14 protein-coding genes are annotated in these 17,630 nt (G+C 64.6%); 11 read left to right on the top strand and 3 right to left on the bottom strand.

The window, feature by feature from the left end:
- Positions 1-34 precede the first annotated feature (34 nt).
- From J1M81_RS16695 to J1M81_RS16730, 8 genes are all read left to right on the top strand, one after another.
- Entirely contained in the window at positions 35-1,495 is a 1,461-nt protein-coding gene (locus J1M81_RS16695; RefSeq protein ID WP_052063147.1) for a uracil-xanthine permease family protein, read from the top strand.
- Positions 1,496-1,575: 80 nt separating this feature from the next.
- The gene (locus J1M81_RS16700; protein ID WP_206498403.1) at positions 1,576-2,490 is read left to right on the top strand and encodes a xanthine dehydrogenase family protein subunit M; all 915 of its coding nucleotides are present in this window, start codon (positions 1,576-1,578) and stop codon (positions 2,488-2,490) included.
- A complete protein-coding gene (locus J1M81_RS16705; RefSeq protein ID WP_032384874.1) occupies positions 2,490-3,128 on the top strand; it encodes a (2Fe-2S)-binding protein in 639 nt (212 codons plus the stop codon). The genes J1M81_RS16700 and J1M81_RS16705 overlap by 1 nt, the downstream gene beginning before the upstream one ends.
- Positions 3,125-5,605, top strand: coding sequence for an aerobic carbon-monoxide dehydrogenase large subunit (gene cutA, locus J1M81_RS16710; RefSeq protein WP_206498404.1), 2,481 nt, complete (start codon positions 3,125-3,127; stop codon positions 5,603-5,605). The genes J1M81_RS16705 and cutA overlap by 4 nt, the downstream gene beginning before the upstream one ends.
- Complete coding sequence (locus J1M81_RS16715) at positions 5,602-6,264, top strand: carbon monoxide dehydrogenase subunit G (protein ID WP_063216770.1); 663 nt, start codon at positions 5,602-5,604, stop codon at positions 6,262-6,264. Before cutA ends, J1M81_RS16715 begins: the two co-directional genes overlap by 4 nt.
- Before the next feature lie 249 nt (positions 6,265-6,513).
- Positions 6,514-8,613, top strand: coding sequence for a hydantoinase/oxoprolinase family protein (locus J1M81_RS16720; protein WP_206498405.1), 2,100 nt, complete (start codon positions 6,514-6,516; stop codon positions 8,611-8,613).
- On the top strand, positions 8,613-10,544 hold the full coding sequence (locus J1M81_RS16725) for a hydantoinase B/oxoprolinase family protein (protein WP_032399122.1): 1,932 nt from the start codon (positions 8,613-8,615) through the stop codon (positions 10,542-10,544). The genes J1M81_RS16720 and J1M81_RS16725 overlap by 1 nt, the downstream gene beginning before the upstream one ends.
- Before the next feature lie 9 nt (positions 10,545-10,553).
- Positions 10,554-11,390, top strand: a complete 837-nt coding sequence (locus J1M81_RS16730; RefSeq protein ID WP_045840801.1) for an SDR family oxidoreductase — start codon at positions 10,554-10,556, stop codon at positions 11,388-11,390.
- A gap of 33 nt (positions 11,391-11,423) precedes the next feature.
- On the opposite strand, the gene J1M81_RS16735 is transcribed toward J1M81_RS16730, so the two are convergent.
- From J1M81_RS16735 to J1M81_RS16745, 3 genes are all read right to left on the bottom strand, one after another.
- Positions 11,424-11,894: a GreA/GreB family elongation factor gene (locus J1M81_RS16735; RefSeq protein ID WP_045840802.1), complete on the bottom strand. Its 471-nt coding sequence runs from the start codon at positions 11,892-11,894 to the stop codon at positions 11,424-11,426.
- Positions 11,895-12,258: 364 nt separating this feature from the next.
- The gene (gdhA, locus tag J1M81_RS16740; RefSeq protein ID WP_032384870.1) at positions 12,259-13,602 is read right to left on the bottom strand and encodes an NADP-specific glutamate dehydrogenase; all 1,344 of its coding nucleotides are present in this window, start codon (positions 13,600-13,602) and stop codon (positions 12,259-12,261) included.
- 117 nt (positions 13,603-13,719) lie between these two features.
- Positions 13,720-15,273 (bottom strand): PucR family transcriptional regulator ligand-binding domain-containing protein, encoded by a 1,554-nt coding sequence (locus J1M81_RS16745; protein WP_045840803.1) that lies wholly within the window; start codon positions 15,271-15,273, stop codon positions 13,720-13,722.
- 145 nt (positions 15,274-15,418) lie between these two features.
- Here J1M81_RS16745 and J1M81_RS16750 point away from each other — a divergent pair, with 145 nt between their 5' ends.
- The 3 genes from J1M81_RS16750 (at position 15,419) to J1M81_RS16760 (ending at position 17,629) form a co-directional block, all read left to right on the top strand.
- On the top strand, positions 15,419-15,883 hold the full coding sequence (locus J1M81_RS16750; RefSeq protein ID WP_032368971.1) for a nucleoside deaminase: 465 nt from the start codon (positions 15,419-15,421) through the stop codon (positions 15,881-15,883).
- Positions 15,880-17,190 carry a cytosine permease gene (gene codB, locus J1M81_RS16755; RefSeq protein WP_206498406.1) on the top strand — a complete coding sequence of 437 codons (1,311 nt, stop codon included), beginning with the start codon at positions 15,880-15,882 and terminating at the stop codon, positions 17,188-17,190. The genes J1M81_RS16750 and codB overlap by 4 nt, the downstream gene beginning before the upstream one ends.
- Positions 17,191-17,251: 61 nt before the next feature.
- A complete protein-coding gene (locus tag J1M81_RS16760) occupies positions 17,252-17,629 on the top strand; it encodes a hypothetical protein (protein WP_032384867.1) in 378 nt (125 codons plus the stop codon).
- Position 17,630: the final 1 nt, after the last annotated feature.

Consider the following 17,630-nt stretch of genomic DNA (forward strand, 5'->3'; position numbering starts at 1 on the left):
CACCCCGGTTCGATACGTTGGAGAAAGGCTCGACATGCCTATCTGGAAGATTCACGGAGACGGAAAGAATGTTCGACCGGGTGACGTCGTCGCGCCGAACGAACGGTTGAACTGGGGCCGCACCATCAGTCTCGGCGGCCAGCATGTGGTGTCGATGTTCGGGGCCACATTCGTCTTCCCCATCATCATGGGACTCAATCCTCAACTCGCCATTCTGATGTCGGGCTTCTGCACCATCTTCTTCCTACTCATGGTCAAGGGCCGCATCCCCAGCTACCTCGGCACGTCCGCGGTGTTCGTCGGCGGTGTCGCGGCCATCCGAGCGCAGGGTGGAACGTCGGCCGAGGTCACCGGTGCCATCCTCGTATCGGGCCTCGTCCTGGCTCTCGCCGGGCTCGCCATCCACTTCATGGGCGGCGGCGTCGTGGTGCGGGTGCTGCCCCCGGTCGTCACCGGTGCGGTAGTCATGTTGATCGGCTTCAATCTCGCGCCCGTCGTAGCCAGCACCTACTGGCCGCAGGACCAATGGGTAGCTCTCGCAGTGATGTTCGTGCTCATCGTCATGAGCGTGGCGTTGCGCGGGTTCCTCGGTCGAATCGCAATTCTGCTGTCGCTGGTCTTCGGGTACGCGCTGTCCTGGATCCTCGACCTCGTATCCGGGCCCATCACGTCCTACGACGCCACGGCCGGCGAGGTCACCGAGCACTTCCGCGTCAACTGGTCGGGTGTCGAGGCGTCGCAATGGTTCGGACTCCCGCCGTTCAGCGACGAGGCCAACGGCATCGTCGGCATTCACGCACCGTCGTTCAGTCTCGCCTTCATCGTTCTCGTCCTCCCGGGTGTCATCGCTCTGATCGCCGAGAATGCGGGCCACGTCAAGGCTGTCGCGGAGATGACCGGTGACGATCTCGACCCGATGATGGGCCGGGCACTCGCTGCCGACGGCATCGCAACGGTCATGGCCAGCTCGGTCGGTGGCTCACCGACGACGACCTACGCCGAGAACATCGGCGTCATGGCGGCGACCAAGGTCTATTCGACGGCGGCATACACGGCGGCCGGAATCATCGCCATGATCCTCGGATTCTCGCCGAAGTTCGGCGCGCTGATCTCGGCCACCCCCGGCGGCGTACTCGGCGGTATCACCGTCGTCCTCTACGGCATGATCGGTCTGCTGGGTGCCAAGATCTGGCGCGAGAACGGTGTCGACTTCGGCAACCCGCTCAACATGATGCCGGTTGCCGCGGGTCTGATCATCGCGATCGGCGACACCTCGCTCGTGTTCAGCGATTCGTTCTCGTTGAGCGGTATCTCCCTCGGCACGATCGTCGTCATAGGGCTCTACCACCTGTGCGCTCGCATTGCCCCGGCCCACATGAAGACACCGGTCGACGCGTCGCCTCGGCATCGATCCTCCTCTACCACAGCACGTTCCGACGGTAACGACGGAGACGGGGTTGCCGGCGAGGTCGACACCCTGAAGCCGTTGCGGTAACGAGCGATTGCAACACTGGGGCGTGACGTTTGTCACCTCTTGACGAAACACTTCCAGGCACAGGCAGGCAGGATCGGGATATGAAACCTTCTCCATTGAAATACCATCGGCCGCGGTCGATCGAGGAGGCGTGCCGGATTCTGGCCGAGGTGGACGGCAAGGTACTCGCCGGCGGGCAATCCCTGATTCCGATGCTGTCGATGCGCCTGGCCGCTCCTGGGAACCTGATCGACATCACCGGTATCGACGGTCTCGACGACATCACCGGGTCGACCGACTCGGGCGTCACGTTCGCGGCTCTGGCCACGCACGCGTCGCTCGCGTCGAACCGGGCTGCCGCCCGGACGCAGCCGTTGCTCGGACGGGCACTGCAGCTGGTGGCCCACGCGACCATCCGGAACCGTGGGACCACCGTCGGATCGATCGTCCATGCAGACCCGTCGGCCGAGATGCCTGCCGTCATCCGGTTGCTCGACGGTTCGGTGACGGTGCAGTCCGTCCGCGGCCGCCGGGAGATCGCGGCGAAGGATCTGTTCCTCGGGCCGTTGGAGTCCTCGCTCGACACCGACGAGATCGCGATCGCCGCAACGGTTCCCGCCGCCAGATCCGGCGAGGGCACGGCCATCGACGAGGTTGCGCGACGCCACGGTGACTACGCGCTCGTCGGGGTCGCGGCCCGCGTCACCGTTGCCGAGAACGCGGTGCGCACCGCGCACGTCACCTACGTATCCGCCGGAGAATTCGGCGAGGTCGTCGACTACTCCGATGTCATCGGTGGGGCCGCTGTGTCCGACGCACGTGATCCGAAGTGGAACGCGTTGTCGGAGGACGCACGTCGACGCGTCGAGACCGAGTCCGATATTCATGCCACCGCGGCGTACCGATCCCAACTCGTCGCAGCACTGACCGCACGGGTGGTGATGGCCGCCGCAGTCGACGGCGCGTCGTCGAAGTCCGCTCACCCGCAGCACGCCGATTCCGGAGTGAACCACTGATGAAGACAACAGATATCGAACAGCAGTTGGACGATCTGATGGCGGAGACCGGTGAACAACACGTACAGGTGACGTTCACCCTCAACGCAACCAAGCAGACGATCGTCGTCCCGGCCCGCACCCTCGCGTCGGACGCCATCCGCCACGACCTTCGCCAGACCGGCACCCACGTCGGATGTGAGCACGGCGTGTGCGGCGCGTGCACCGTGCTTCTCGACGGCAAGCCCGTCCGGGCCTGCCTGATGCTCGCCGCCAGCCTAGAAGGCCAGACCGTCACCACGGTCGAAGGCCTCGTCGAGCCGGACGGCACTCTGCATCCCGTGCAGCAGGCCTTCAAGGACTGCCACGGTCTGCAGTGCGGTTTCTGCACACCGGGATTCGTCACGACGATCGCCGCGTTCCTCGAAGAGAACGACTCGCCGACGCAGGCGGAAGCCACCGAGGCCATCGCCGGCAACATCTGTCGGTGTACCGGCTATCAGAACATCAAGGCCTCGGTGCTGCGCGCCGCCGAGATCAAACGCGAACGGGCGGGAGAGTTTCCGCTCGGTCCCGACGACGAGTCGAGTCGTGCCGCACTCGACCGCAAGGTACGCGGATCCACCAGTCCCGTCGGCGGACGGATGGGCCGAGCATGAGCACCACGCGCACCGCACCGCCGCACACTCCCACCAACACCGCTCCCCTGTTCGGCCAGCCGCTGTCACGGTCGGAGGACGAGCGCCTGCTCAGCGGCAAGGGCAAGTATCTCGACGACCTCGGTCACGGCGCGCTGATCGCCGCCTTCGTGCGCTCCCCACACGCACATGCACGCATCACCGCCATCGATATCGACGACGCGCTGGCCATGCCGGGCGTGCACGCGGTGTACACCTACGACGATCTCGAAGCGGACTCGGCCGAGATGGCCGAAGGGCTGCCGCTGCTGATCCCCCATCCGGCAATCGTGGCTCCGCGCAACGGATTCCCGCTCGCCAAGGACGAGGTCAATCACGTCGGTGAGGCCATCGTCATGGTCATCGCAACGAACCGCTACGTGGCCGAAGACGCCTGCGCCGTCATCGACGTCCGCTACGACATCCTCGAACCCGTGGTCGGCATCGACACCGCGCGCGTCGCGGCTCGGCGAGTACACGACGACGTTCCGGACAACGTGGCCGCGCACCTGCAGCACGGTTTCGGAGACATCGACGCCGAACTGGCCGCCGCACCACACCGCATCACCCTCGACCTGAACATCGAGCGTTCGGCGGCGATGCCGATGGAGGGCAAAGGCGTCTACGCGCGCTGGGACAGCGACGAGGAGACGCTGACCTTCTGGTCGTCGACACAGACCTCCACGTCGGTGCGCGCGGCCGTCGCGGCGCGACTCGGCATGGCGATGAACAAGATTCACTGCATCGCCCCGGATGTCGGTGGCGGCTTCGGCGTCAAGATCATGCACCCGTGGCCGGAGGAGGTCATGGTGACGTGGGCAGCCAGGCAGCTCGGCCGCGCCGGCATCTCCAACGAGGTCAAGTGGGTCGAGGACCGCCGCGAGCACTTCATCTCGAGCGCCCACGAACGCGCACAGGTCCAAGAGGTCACCCTCGGTTTCGACGACGAGGGACGGCTGCTGGCGTTCGACTTCACCGTCTGGCACGACAACGGCGCGTACCTGCCGTACGGCATCATCGTGCTGATCAACACCGCGACGCAGGTGCTCGGGCCCTACAAGCCGGTCTCGTTCCGCTGCAACGGTTATTCGCTGTACACCAACACCGTCATCGTCATTCCCTATCGAGGAGCGGGCCGCCCGCAGGGTGTGTTCGCGATGGAACGGTCGATGGACGCCATTGCCCAGTACCTCGGCAAGGACCGACTCGAGGTACGCGAGAAGAACCTCATCAGGCCCGAGGAGATGCCCTACGACTTCGGATTGATGTTCCAGGACGGTCGACCGTTGATCTACGACACCGGCGATTACCAGGCCGGCATCGACAAGCTCAAGGCGCTGATCGACTGGGACGGCTTCCCCGAATACAAGAAGCAGGCTGCAGCGCAAGGCCGCACCGTCGGTATCGGTGTCGGTGCCTACGTCGAGGGCACCGGCCCGGGGCCGTACGAGGGCGCGCACGTGCTCATCGAGAACTCGGGAAAGGTCAAGGGCGCAACGGGCTTGACGACGCAGGGCCAGGGCCATCAGACGACGTTCGCGCAGATCGTCGCCGATGACCTGGGTGTCTCCATCGCCGACGTCGAGATCACCACCGGCGATACTCGTCGATTCGGTTATGCAGTCGGCACATTCGCCTCTCGCGGTGCGGTGATGTCCGGTTCGGCGTTCCACGTGGCCGCGCAGATGGTCGCCGATAAAGCGAAGGTCATCGCCGGTCGTGCGCTCGATCTCGACCCCGTCGAGCTCGAATTGCGCGGGGGCTACGTCTGCAAGATCGGCACCGAACCCGCGGCAGAGGGCACGTCCATCTCCCTCGGTGTTGTTGCCGTACTGTCCAATCCGCTGCGCTATGCCTTCGACAAAGAGTCGAGGCAGGCCACCGGGTTCGCCAAGATGGACACCGACATGACGATCCCGCCGGTGCCGGAGGGCGAACAGCCGGGCCTGGAAGCCACCGGTTACTACTCGCCCCCGCGCTCGACGTTCGCGTCGGGCATCCACGCGGCGATCGTCGAGACCGATCCGGTGACGGCCGAGATCCACGTCGAGCGCTACGCGGTGGTGCACGACTGCGGCAACGTCATCAACCCTCGGATCGTCGAGGGCCAGATTCACGGCGGCGTCGCCCAGGGAATCGGCGGCGCGTTGTACGAGAAGATTGCCTACGACGAGCACGGGCAATTACTGAACGCCTCGTTCATGGACTTCCTCATGCCGTTCGTCACCGAAGTTCCCGAGACCATCGAGATGGACCACACCGTCACCCCGTCCGGGCTCAATCCGTTGGGCATGAAGGGTGCCGGCGAAGCCGGCGTCATCCCCACCAGCGCCGTCATCGCGGCCGCTGTCGAAGATGCCGAAGGCTTTTCGATCACCTCGATGCCCATTTCACCGTCCGACCTGTACGAGCTGCGGCTGACCCATGCGGTCGCTCAGACAACCGAGGAGATTTCATGAGAATCGCAGGAACCGCCACGCTGGCCGCACCTCCCGCCGAGGTGTACGACAGCATGCAGGACGGCCGGGTACTGGCCGCGACCATCCCCGGAGTGCAGTCGCTCGAGCAGTTGAGCGACGATCACTACAAGCTCTCGATCACCGCAGGCGTCGCAGCCATCAAGGGCACCTACGACGGTGAAGTGGTGCTTTCGCAACAGAATCGGCCCGAGTCGTTCGTCATGACCGCCTCCGGTGCCGGCGCACCGGGCACGGTGCGCGCCGACGTCACCATCAAGCTCGAGCCCACCGAAGGCGGCGGCACGATGCTCAGCTACGACGCCGACGCCGTGGTCGGCGGCATGGTCGGCGGTGTCGGTCAGCGCATGATCACCGGTGTCGCCAAGAAGATGGCCGGGGTGTTCTTCAACGGTCTCGACGGCGTCATCGCCAACGGGGTGCCGGAGGCCGCTGCTGCGCCCGCGGAGGTAACAGCCAGCGATTCCGGCACCACCCCCACTGCTCTGCCTGTCGCGGCCGGACGCGCTGTGAGTGCCGGCGCACCCGTCGCTGCGCAGTCCGTCCGCGGCACACTGCTGGCCGCGGCAGCCGGCGCAGGCTTCGCACTGGCCGGAGTCGTGTTGGGCGGACTGCTCACGCGCTCGTCCTGTCACCGGTAACTTCGCACCGTCACGGCTCACGACAAAGGCCGCTCATCCCCAGCGATCGGGGGTGAGCGGCCTTTGTCGTTGCAAGTACTGCCAATTCGACGCCGATGCAGGGCGCGCGAAGCTCAAATGCTCGGCCGGAGTTTGGCACCTTGTGCCAAAGATACTGAGACGCAGAACGGGTCGAATGTGAGTACACGTCAGGTACCCGCCGATCCGATCAACGGACGCGTGGCCTACGAACCATATCGAGGAGGAACCGTGGAACCACGAAAGATTCGGGTCGGTATCGACACCGGTGGCACATTCACCGACGTCGTGGCAGTGGACGAGGAGTCGGGAGCCATGGTGACCACCAAGACTCCGTCGACGCCGAGTGATCCGGCCGAGGGATTCCTGACCGGCATCGACAAGGTACTCCGCCAGCTCGGGGTATCCGGCGATTCGCTCAGCGCCGTCAGCCACGGCACCACCGTCGCTACCAACAAGCTGCTCGAAGGCAAGGTGGAGAACCTGGGGTTCATCACCACCGAGGGCTACGAGCACGTACTCGAGATCGCGCGCCAGTCGGTACCCGACGGCTACGGCAACTCCTACTTCTGGGTCAAGCCCGATCGCATCGTGCCCGCGCACCGCGTCCGCACCATCCGCGGCCGGCTCTCGTTCGACGGCAACGAGATTCGCCCTCTCAACGACGACGATGTGCGCGCGGCAGCAGCATTCTTCAAGGCGGAGGGGGTCAAGACCCTCGGCGTCTGCCTGGTGCACTCCTACGCCAACCCGGACCACGAACAGCGTGTCCGCGACATCCTGCTCGAGGAATACCCCGAGGCCACGGTCTCCATCTCCACCGAGGTGCTGCGCGAGTACCGCGAATTCGAGCGCGCCATCACCACATTGGTCGACGCGGCCGTGAAGCCGAACATTCGCAGCTACGTCAACAACATCGCGAACCGGTTGCGGGAGTTCGCCACCGAATCCGGTGATGCACGCGACGTGCCGTTCTACGTCATGAAGTCCAACGGCGGCGTCCTGTCCGCCAAAGAGGTTGTGCACCAGCCCATCACCACCGTGCTCTCCGGGCCGGCCGCCGGTGCGCTGGGTGCGGCCCTGGTGGCCAGCGCTGCAGGCGTCGAACAGGTGTTGACGTGCGACGGCGGCGGCACTTCCACCGACGTGACCGTCGTGGTCCGCGGCGAGCCCGCGCTGACCACCGAGGGACGCGTCGGCAACTACCCGTCGAAGATCCCGATGATCGACGTCGTCACCGTCGGCGCAGGCGGCGGCTCGATCGCCTGGATGACACCCGAGGGCACGCTGCGCGTCGGGCCGCATTCTGCCGGTGCCGATCCCGGGCCCATGTGTTACGGAAACGGCGGCTCCGCGCCCACCATCACCGATGCCCACGTCCTGCTCGGCCGCATTCCTCCCCACCTGCTCGGCGGCGAGATCCCCCTCGATACCGACCTGGCACGCAAGGGCATCGAAGACCTCGCGCAACAGCTCTCGCTCGAGGTCGAAGCCTGCGGCACCGGCATCCTCGAGGTCTCGGCCTGGAACCAGGCCAATGCGCTGCGGCAGATCTCGGTCAAGCGTGGCCTCGACGTCCGCGACTTCACCCTCGTCACGTTCGGCGGCTCCGGGTCGCTGCTCGCCTGCCGCCTGGTGGACATCCTGGGTCTGAAAGACGTTCTGGTACCGCTGAACCCGGGCAACGTCTCGGCGTTCGGTTTGCTGACCGTCGATGTGCGCAACGACTACGTGCAGACGCACGTCAGCCGGCACGACCGTCTGCGCGCCGAGGATCTGGAATCGGAGCTGGCAGTGCTGGCATCTCGGGCCGACGAGGCGCTCGCCGGTGAGGGCTTCGCGGCCGAGGATCGTCGCTACGCACGCTCGGCCGACCTGCGCTACTTCGGTCAGGCCTTCGAGGTGCGCGTACCGATCGCCGACGGTGAAATCACCCAGACCACGATCGATCAGGCTGCCGAGGCCTTCCACGAAGCTCACCGCGAGCTGTACGGGTACGACTTCCGCGGCGATCAGAGTCAGTTCGTCGAGTGGGTCAACCTGCGCGTCAGCGGTATCGGCCCCATCAAGCGCCCCGTGCTGTCGGAGATCGCCGCCGGCACCGGAGCCGAAAGTGCCCGCACCGGAACGCGTCAGGCGTACTTCGACGGCTGGCACGAGACCGCGATCTACAGCCGTGCGGATCTCGGAGCCGGCGACACGATCACCGGACCGGCCGTCATCGAAGAATTCAGCTCCACCGTGCCGATCGATCCGGGCTTCTCCGCCCGCATCGACACGTTCGGCAACGTCCGCATCACCCGCACTCTCGACTCGAACGGAGCGAACTGATGACCGTCATCGACATGGTGAACAACAAGCCCTACCGGCTCTCTCCGGTCGACGCGCCTGCGCCTGACCCCGTTCTCGTCGAGATCGTGGCCGGCTACCTCGCGAGCGTCGAAATGGAAGTGGAGACGGCCATTTCACGGACGTCGCGGTCACCGATGATTCGTGACGCCCACGATTTCCGCGCCGGAATTCACGACCGCAATCTGCGCAAGCTGACGGGGCGTTCCTACTCCGCGCTGGTGCATCCGGTGGCTCGCGACTTCCCGCTCGAGACCATGAAGCCGGGTGACGTCTACTTCCACAACGACGTCTACCTCTCCGAAGGTGGCATCGGCCATCTGCCCGATCTCTGCGTCACCGTGCCGGTGTTCGCTACCAAGCCCGGTGACACCGAGCCGTCCGTCGTTGCTTTCGTGCAGGCCTTCGGCCATCACGACGACATCGGCGGCTGCTGCCCCGGCTCCATGCCGTCCGGTGCGACCACCGTGTACGAAGAGGGCCTGATGGTTCCGCCCATCAAGCTGTGGGATCAGGGTGTACCCAACCAGGCTGCGTTGACCATCATGACGCGCAACTCGCGCATGCCCGACGCGTTGGCCGCCGATCTCGACGCCGAATGCTCCGCGTGCCTGATGGGTGCGCGGCGGATGACGGAGCTGTACGAGCGCTACGGCATCGACACCGTCGAGGCGTGCTTCGACTCCATGATGGATGCCACCACCGAGATCTACCGTCGCGAGATCCTGAGCAAGATCCCCAAAGGTGAATACACCTGGGAGGACTACGCCGAGCACGACGGCGTCGACGAGCCCATGTTGCACGTTCAGCGCATCACACTCACCAAGACCGGTCCCGAGGACGAGCGCGGCGAGCGACTCATCCTCGACTTCACCGGCACCGGACCGCAGGCCAAGGGCCCGATCAACCACTGTGGTGATTACGCCGACGGCAACTTCCTGGCCAAATGGCTTGCGCCGGTGCTCCGCAACCTCGCGGACTCCCCCGAGCGCATGGCCGAGCTCGACGTCAACGAGGGCGTCATCCCGCTGATCGAGATGAAGTTCCCCGAGAAGGGCACGCTCATCACCCCGATCTTCCCGGCTCCGACCAACGCTCGTACATTCGTCATCCTGCGTCTGCTCGGTGTGCTCGCCGGCGTCGTGGCAAAAGCTGTGGACGGCAACATGCCTGCCGATCAGGAGACCATCCGCTACACGGGTGTGTACGGCGACGACTTCGACGGCAACTCGTACCTCATGCGTGAGGTGCTCGGCGGCGGCTCCGGTGGACGGCATTACGCGGACGGTGAAGACACCATCCACGTCGTGCCCGATTCGCGGAACCTGCCGACCGAATTCACCGAGAGCCGCTTCCCGTTCATCGTCGAAAAGCTCGGTCTGGCCACGGATTCCGGCGGTGCCGGACGCTACCGCGGCGGCCTCGGTTACGAGAAGCACATCCGGATGCTCAAGGATGCGCACTTCATGTCCATCGCCGACCGTTCGATTCTCGCGTGCTGGGGCGTCAAGGGCGGCAAGGCCGGCGGATCGTTCTCGGTGACGCTCAATCCGGGTCAGCCCAACGAGCGTGAGTTCGACGCGTTGACCGATGCCGAGCCGATCCTGGCGGGCGACACCATCCGTATCCGCACGACGGGTGGCGGCGGCTGGGGCGATCCGCTCGAGCGTCCCATCGAGTCGGTGGAGCAGGACGTGCTGTGGGGCAAAGTCTCTCGCGAGTTCGCGGCCAAGGACTACGGCGTCGTCATTGCCGAGGCCACGGCGACCGCGGATGTGGAGGCTTCGGAGAAGCTGCGTGCAGAGATGCGCAATGCGCGCGGCCTCGATGAGCCGTTCTTCGATCGTGGACCGGGATACGAGCAGCTTTCCGGTGGTGCGAAGTTCGCCGAGTACGACTTCATCGATCGCTGAGATCACCTGATGACTCTCGACGTTTCCCGTGGCACCGACATCGCGATCGTCGGTGCCACGGGTAAGACCGGACGAGCCGTCGCAGCTGCACTCGACGGTGTGGCGGTGGTACGGCGGCTGAGTCGTTCTGCTCCGGACTTTCCGGTGGACCTGGAGACCGGTAATGGATTGGTCGAGGCTTTCACCGGGTGCCGCGGGGCGTACTTCATTGCGCCCAATGTGCATCCGGACGAGCCGGCTCTACTCGTGCGGGCGCTGGACGCGGCGGCGTCGGCAGGGGTCGACCACGTCGTGTATCACTCGGTGGCCTGGCCCTACAGCCCGAGGATGCCGCATCACATGGACAAGGCCCGCTGCGAGGAAGCGCTACGTGCTTTCAGTTCGGAGCGGGGCTTGCACTGGACCATCCTGCAGCCGTGCGCCTATGCGCAGAACTTCGAGGCGGTTCTGACCGGCACCAGTACCGATCTTGCTGTGCCCTACAGCCTGGACACCACGTTCTCGTTCATCAGCCTCGACGATGTGGCCGAGGTGGCAGCCCGGATTCTGGTCGAGGGTGCGGACATTCACCACGGATCGACGTACGAGCTCGGTGGGCCGGAAGCGCTCAGTGTCCGAGACGTGGTTCGTCTGGTCGAGGTGGCCACCGGCCGTGTGGTCGCTTCCAGGTCCTCGAGTGTCGATGAATGGATGAGGCTGCACAGCGACTCGATGTCCGCCGATGAGCAACATCGACTCGGGGCAATGTTCGAGTTCTACGACGACCGAGACTTTCTGGCCGGGAGTGCCGTCACCGCAGCCCTGTTGGGCCGGGAGCCGACGCCGGTGCGTGCGCTGATCAGCTAGTCGTTTCTCGACGAGCAGGCCACTGCAACACCCTCACGGCCAGGTGATGCCCAGGATTGTCACTGTGCTTTCGGCACCGGAGGGGAGCGAGTACGTGCGTATGTCACGCACTCGACTCCCGTCCAAGGCAGCGCCCAAAGGTGAAGCGGTCGAGCAGGTTCGGCCGCTGCTCTCCATCGCGTGTTCGACCAGCACAAAGGTGTCCACGTCCTTCTCGTCACCATCGAACATGACGGTGACAGCAGATCCTGGGCCGGCGATATCGCGGTCGATGGTCTTCGATGCGTCCGATTCTGCGATGCGGCTCTTCACTTCTGCGATCGTGCGATCGATGCGCTGCAGCTCGGCGCGAGCGCGGTGGTACGCGTCGTTGTTGTCCAGGTCACCCGAAGCACGTTGCACCAGAACGTTGTTGAAAGCCATCACTCGGCTCTCCAGTAGCTCCGGCAGTTGTTGCTCACGGGGTGCGGGTGTGTCGAACGGCAGGTGATCGATAGTGGTCACGGTTTCTCCTGTGTGACTGGGGTTGTGAGAGTGCTCGAGCAGCACGTCATTGCGCGATGCACGGACGCAGAACTGCGCCCGCCGATTCGAGATGACTATTCGATGACCGCTGTTTCTCGATGCGCCGACGGAGGGGCTTTACCGAGCGCGATCAGAACGGCCGGTGGTCGAAAGAGGTGGCGCTGCAATCGGGTCCAGGACGGAGTCGAGGGACCGAGGATCGAACGAGGTGACGAAAGCGCGAACGCTACCGCACCTCTGCTCCATCGGGGATCACAGCGACACACCTTCTTTCGGTTCGAGCTCGTGCAGCCGACTGTAGCCGAAAGAAAATAAAAAGCCAGTCGGTGATGAGGCCGGTGCTTCAGACGATGCCGAGAGCGATCATCGCGTCGGCGACTTTGATGAAACCGGCGATATTCGCGCCGTGGACGTAGTCGCCCGGCTTGCCGTACTCCTCGGCGGTCGCGATGGTTCGGTGATGGATTCCGTGCATGATCGCGGCGAGGCGTTCGTCGGTGTACTCGAAACTCCACGAGTCACGAGATGCGTTCTGCTGCATCTCGAGAGCGGAGGTAGCCACTCCTCCGGCATTGGCCGCCTTGCCAGGTGCGAACGCGACTGAGGCGTCGCGGAAGATCTGGACGGCCTCCGGTGTGGTCGGCATGTTGGCCCCTTCGGCCACCACCTTCACGCCGTTGGAGACGAGGACTTTCGCCGCGTCGGCATCGAGTTCGTTCTGCGTGGCCGAGGGCATTGCTACCTGGCACGGCACATCCCAGATCGAGCCGTTCTCGATGAACGATGCTCCGTCGACGGTCTCGCAATACGCGCTGATGCGTTCGCGTCGCACCTCTTTGATGTCTTTGAGCAGTTCGAGGTCGATGCCGTTGGGGTCGACGATGTAGCCCGAGGAATCCGAGCATGCGATCACCGTGCCGCCGAGTTGATGCACCTTCTCGATCGCGTAGATGGCGACGTTTCCGGACCCGGATACGACGACGGTCTTGCCATCCAGTGAGGTGCCGAGCGTCTCGAGCATGTCTGCGACGAAATAGGCGACGCCGTAGCCGGTGGCTTCCCGGCGTACCTGCGAACCACCCCACGAGGTGCCTTTGCCGGTCAGCACGCCGGATTCGTAGGAGTTGGTCAGACGCTTGTATTGCCCGAAGAGATAACCGATTTCGCGGCCACCGACGCCGATGTCGCCGGCGGGCACATCGGTGTACTCGCCGATGTGGCGGTGCAGCTCGGTCATGAAGGACTGGCAGAACCGCATGACCTCGGCTTCGGATCGGCCCTTGGGGTCGAAGTCGGAGCCGCCCTTGCCGCCGCCGATGGGGAGCCCGGTCAGTGCGTTCTTGAAGATCTGCTCGAAACCCAGGAACTTGACGATGCCCAGGTTGACGCTGGAGTGGAACCGCAATCCACCCTTGTACGGCCCCAGGGCGCTGTTGTACTGCACTCGGAAGCCACGGTTGACGTGCACTGCGCCGGCGTCGTCCATCCACGGAACACGGAAGATGATCTGACGCTCCGGCTCACACAAACGCTCGATCAACCCGGCGTCGGCGTAACCCGGACTGCGATCGACCACCACTCGAAGCGAGTCGAACACCTCGGTCACCGCTTGATGGAACTCGGGCTCCCCCGCGTTCCGCGCGCGAACTTGCTGGTAGATCGTCTCGATCTGGTCTCGCGTCGACACTCGTGCGTCTCCTATGTGAGGAATGTGAAATAAGACCGTAACAATGACGGACGCGAGATGGGCACACAGGTTGGGGACTCACAGGACCGGATCCACGACGTTCCCGATCGAGTGGGGTCAGCTTCCGCAGCGCGATGTACGCGCGAATGCGGCCTGCGGGTCAACACCTGTCTGCATACGCCACGCCGTCAGAGCGAGTCCCAGACCGGCCAGGTGCGTCGGATCATCGAGCGAGGTGCCCAGGAGCGTGTCGAGTCGCGACAACCGGGCGTAGAGAGACTGTCGCCTGATGCCCAGTCCGATCGCGGTCTGGGCTTTACTACCGCCGTTCGCCACGAAGGCATCGAGGGTTCGCACGAGATCGGCAGAGTGTTCGGTGTCGAAAGCGATCACGTCACCGAGCTGTTCGGTGACGAACTCCGTGATCATGGCCGGTACGCACGCGCCCAGCAACCGTTGAACACCGACATCGCGAGCGCACAGAACACCGGTGCGAGTTCCGAAGCGCCGCGCGATCTGGACCACCTCACGCGCTCGGCCGATCGCATCGGAGATGTGAGACAACCCGAGGACCGGAGCCGACGCACCGATCGTGCGCAATGCTGAACCATGAGATCCGCCGCGGAGCAGAGCCTCGATCTCGTTGAACGCGAAGCGAACTCGCGCAGGCGACGGCTGCACCCAGCCCTGCGCGAGCACGACGACGTGGTTCGCAGCCACCCCGACCAAACACCGCCCGAGGACGGACTCGACCGCCTCTCGAACCGGAATCAACAGCTCGCGCGCCGGGGTTCGTTGATCGACGTCGACGGCGGCCACCAGAACATGGTGGCCTTCGGTGGGTGCCCAACCGGCTGCGCCGAGGCGCTCGACCAGGTCACCGTGTGAGGTCGACGTGCCTCCCACGAGATCGGTGATCACGGCCTGTGCACGGGACTGCCGGGGACCGAGGCCGGGATGTCGACCGAGTTCCAGAGCTACCGCCACGGCCGCGCAGTGACCGATGGCCGAGCGCCGTGCGGTGGTCCGTCCGGCCAGCACGAGCCGACCGAGCGAGCCCGCGGGTCCGCGCACGTCGAGGACCGTTTTTTCATCGGCCGATCGCGGCGCAGCGGTAGCGTTGTGTTCGACGACGCGGCCCTCCGCGTCGAGCAGATCGACGCCACAGCCGGCCAGGCGTGCGATCGCGTCGAGTAGGGCAATCATGCCCTGCCCCGCCACGACGAGGTCCATGAGCTGATGCCAGACCGGCTCTCCGGTGCGCTGCATTCCGAGCCGGCGCCTCATTACGAGGTCGTGGAAGTCCTCGACCATCCGCTCGAAGGGCACGATCGTGTGCAGCGTCAGGAATGCCACCCCTCGGCGACGCGCGGCCTCGACCAATTCCGGCGGTGCCACGAGAAATGAGCGCCCGACTTCCATTGCGAGAGCCGCACATCCCGCGTCGGCCAGTTGGTCGACGTAGGCGGTCAGCTGCTGGGCCGATCGTCCCTGGAGGCCGAGTCCGGTGGTCAACAACAGTTCTCCGCCCGACAGCAAGCCGCCCATCTCGTAGACCTCGGACGAATGCACCCAGCGGACGACCACGGTGTCGGGTGAGCCCGTGAGTACCTCGACAGCAGCCGCTTCGAAAGACGGCAGCGCCAGAACGTTTCGCAGAGTCGGCAGCATTCGTTCATGCTCCGCCGACGGGACACAGTGCTCCAGATCGACTATTGCTCGAGTGACACGTTGTCCCTTTGGCAATCTGCGCGAGGCCTGGTCGACTGATGGCACGCATCACCCTCACCGTTCGTAGACGCTTCAGGAGGACCCCTTGACCGATCCCGCGCACACCGACGAGTACTTCCTCGGACTTGCAATCGAACAGGCACAGATCGGCTGGGAGGAGGGCGGCGTTCCCATCGGCGCGGCACTCGTGCACGACGGCGAAGTACTGGCGGTGGGACGGAACCGACGCGTGCAGATGGACAGCGCAATTCGTCATGGCGAAACCGACTGCATCGAGCGAGCGGGGCGACTACCGGCTTCGGTGTACCGCAAATCCGTTCTCTACACCACCCTGTCTCCTTGCTTCATGTGCGCGGGAACCGCATTGCTGTACGAAATTCCGCGAATCGTGATCGGCGAGAACCGCTCCTTCGAGATGTCGGAGAGTCTGTTGCGCGAGCATGGGGTACAGCTCGACGTCGTCGACGACCCCGCCTGTCTGCAGCTCATGGAACGCATGTTGGCGGAGCGCCCGGGCCTGTGGCTCGAAGACATCGGCGAGGAGGCATGAGCAACCGAGCCGATCACGAGTCCACCGCACAGAAGGCCGACGAACCGGTCGACCTGGACTACCCCGTCACGCCCGTGCCCCGCACTGCCCGCAAGCCGTTCTTCTCGTTGGCCATTGTGCTGCTGGGCTTTACCATCTTCACGCCGACAATGCTGGCCGGTGCTGCGCTCGGCACGGCGTTCAGTTTCTGGACCCTCATCCTGGTGATCGTCGCCGGCTCGGCGATTCTGGGCGCGTACGTGGCCGTGATGGGATTTGCCGGTGCACGTACAGGTTTGACGACCGTGCTCATGGCGCGTTACAGCTTCGGCACCCGCGGATCCAAGCTCGCGTCGTTGCTCCTCGGTGGTACGCAGATTGGTTGGTATGGCGTCATCATCGGCACCATCGGTGAGCTCACCTCGCAGGCATTGGGCTGGGAGTCCTATGCCGCGCGGGCGGCGGTCATGATCGGTGCGAGCATCCTCATGTGCATCACCGCCTGCTACGGATACCGCGGGATGTACTGGGTCTCGGTCGTGTCGACGCCATTGATTATTGCCTTGGCGTGTTGGGTGGTCTCCCGCTCTCTCGACGAGGTCGGTGGGTTCTCCGGTCTGACGTCGATCGCACCCACGACGACCATGACGGTCACGCTCGCCATCACGACGGTCGTCGGCACTTTCGTCTCCGCGGGGACACAGGCACCCAATTGGACTCGATTCGCACGATCCGGGTCGCAAGCGGCGTGGGCGTGCATCATCGGGTTCCTTCTCGGCAACGGAATGATGATTCTGTTCGGAGCGATCGGAGCAATCACCTTCGGTGAGGGCGATTTCGTTCTGGTTCTCTACAACCTGGGACTCGTCGGCTGGGGCCTGATTCTGCTCTTCGGTAACCTGTGGAAGAGCAACGCGGACACCGCATATGCCTTCGGCGTCGCCGGCGCGGAAATGTTCCGGCATCCCCGGAAGGCACCGTTCATCATCGGCGGCTGCGTCATCGGGACCGTGCTCGCACTCGTCGGTGTGCACAATCATCTGGTCGACTACCTGAGCTTGCTCGGCACCTTCATTCCTCCGTTGGGCGGTGTTCTCATCGGAGACTTCCTGTGCCGCTGGCGTCAGGGCATACCCGAGGGGCACACTCCCCCGCTCGTGCATTGGCGACATCTCGCGGTCTACGCCTTTGCCGCATTCCTCGCATGGTTGTCCGGGGAACTCGAATTCGGAATTCCGCCCTTGATCGGCATCATCGTCGCCATCGCACTGACGATGGTTCTGCATCGACGCGGCGCTGCGTCAGCAGATGGCTCCCTGGCCGCTTAGGGTTGTCGACACGACTGTCAACCCCGACGCCAGTGTTGGTCGAAAGAGGTGGCCGAAGCCGATGATCATCACCGGGCTGTTCTTCGCCGAGTACGCGCGAGTCAGCGAAGACATGCTCGACATTCTCGGCGGTGTCTGGGATACCTGCACGGTTCCTCGCGACACCCGCATGCTCGAATGCCGTCTGGTCGCGCTGTTGCAGACGGGACCCGACGACATCGGCAAGGACTTCCCCGCGACACTCGAGGTGCTCGATGCGAACGGCGAACACATCGTCAATCAACGAGGCTTGCAAATCCCCGGCGCCGGCTTCACCGGCGAGAATCGATTCTGGTTCCTGCCGATGCAGATGGTCTTCCGGGACGAAGGACGGCACAACTTCATCCTCAGCGCCGGCGGGGCCACAGCGAGTGTCGGGCTTCGCATCGCCTTCGGCTGAC

This window comes from Rhodococcus sp. KRD175 (assembly GCF_017168275.1).
Taxonomy (GTDB): domain Bacteria; phylum Actinomycetota; class Actinomycetes; order Mycobacteriales; family Mycobacteriaceae; genus Rhodococcoides; species Rhodococcoides fascians.

Excerpts from the sequence above, each read along its gene's own strand:
- J1M81_RS16695 (WP_052063147.1), top strand. The coding sequence starts at position 35 with ATGCCTATCTGGAAGATTCACGGAGACGGAAAGAATGTTCGACCGGGT.
- J1M81_RS16700 (WP_206498403.1), top strand. The coding sequence starts at position 1,576 with ATGAAACCTTCTCCATTGAAATACCATCGGCCGCGGTCGATCGAGGAG.
- J1M81_RS16705 (WP_032384874.1), top strand. The coding sequence starts at position 2,490 with ATGAAGACAACAGATATCGAACAGCAGTTGGACGATCTGATGGCGGAG.
- cutA (WP_206498404.1), top strand. The coding sequence starts at position 3,125 with ATGAGCACCACGCGCACCGCACCGCCGCACACTCCCACCAACACCGCT.
- J1M81_RS16715 (WP_063216770.1), top strand. The coding sequence starts at position 5,602 with ATGAGAATCGCAGGAACCGCCACGCTGGCCGCACCTCCCGCCGAGGTG.
- J1M81_RS16725 (WP_032399122.1), top strand. The coding sequence starts at position 8,613 with ATGACCGTCATCGACATGGTGAACAACAAGCCCTACCGGCTCTCTCCG.
- J1M81_RS16730 (WP_045840801.1), top strand. The coding sequence starts at position 10,554 with ATGACTCTCGACGTTTCCCGTGGCACCGACATCGCGATCGTCGGTGCC.
- J1M81_RS16745 (WP_045840803.1), bottom strand. The coding sequence starts at position 15,273 with ATGCTGCCGACTCTGCGAAACGTTCTGGCGCTGCCGTCTTTCGAAGCG.
- codB (WP_206498406.1), top strand. The coding sequence starts at position 15,880 with ATGAGCAACCGAGCCGATCACGAGTCCACCGCACAGAAGGCCGACGAA.
- J1M81_RS16760 (WP_032384867.1), top strand. The coding sequence starts at position 17,252 with ATGATCATCACCGGGCTGTTCTTCGCCGAGTACGCGCGAGTCAGCGAA.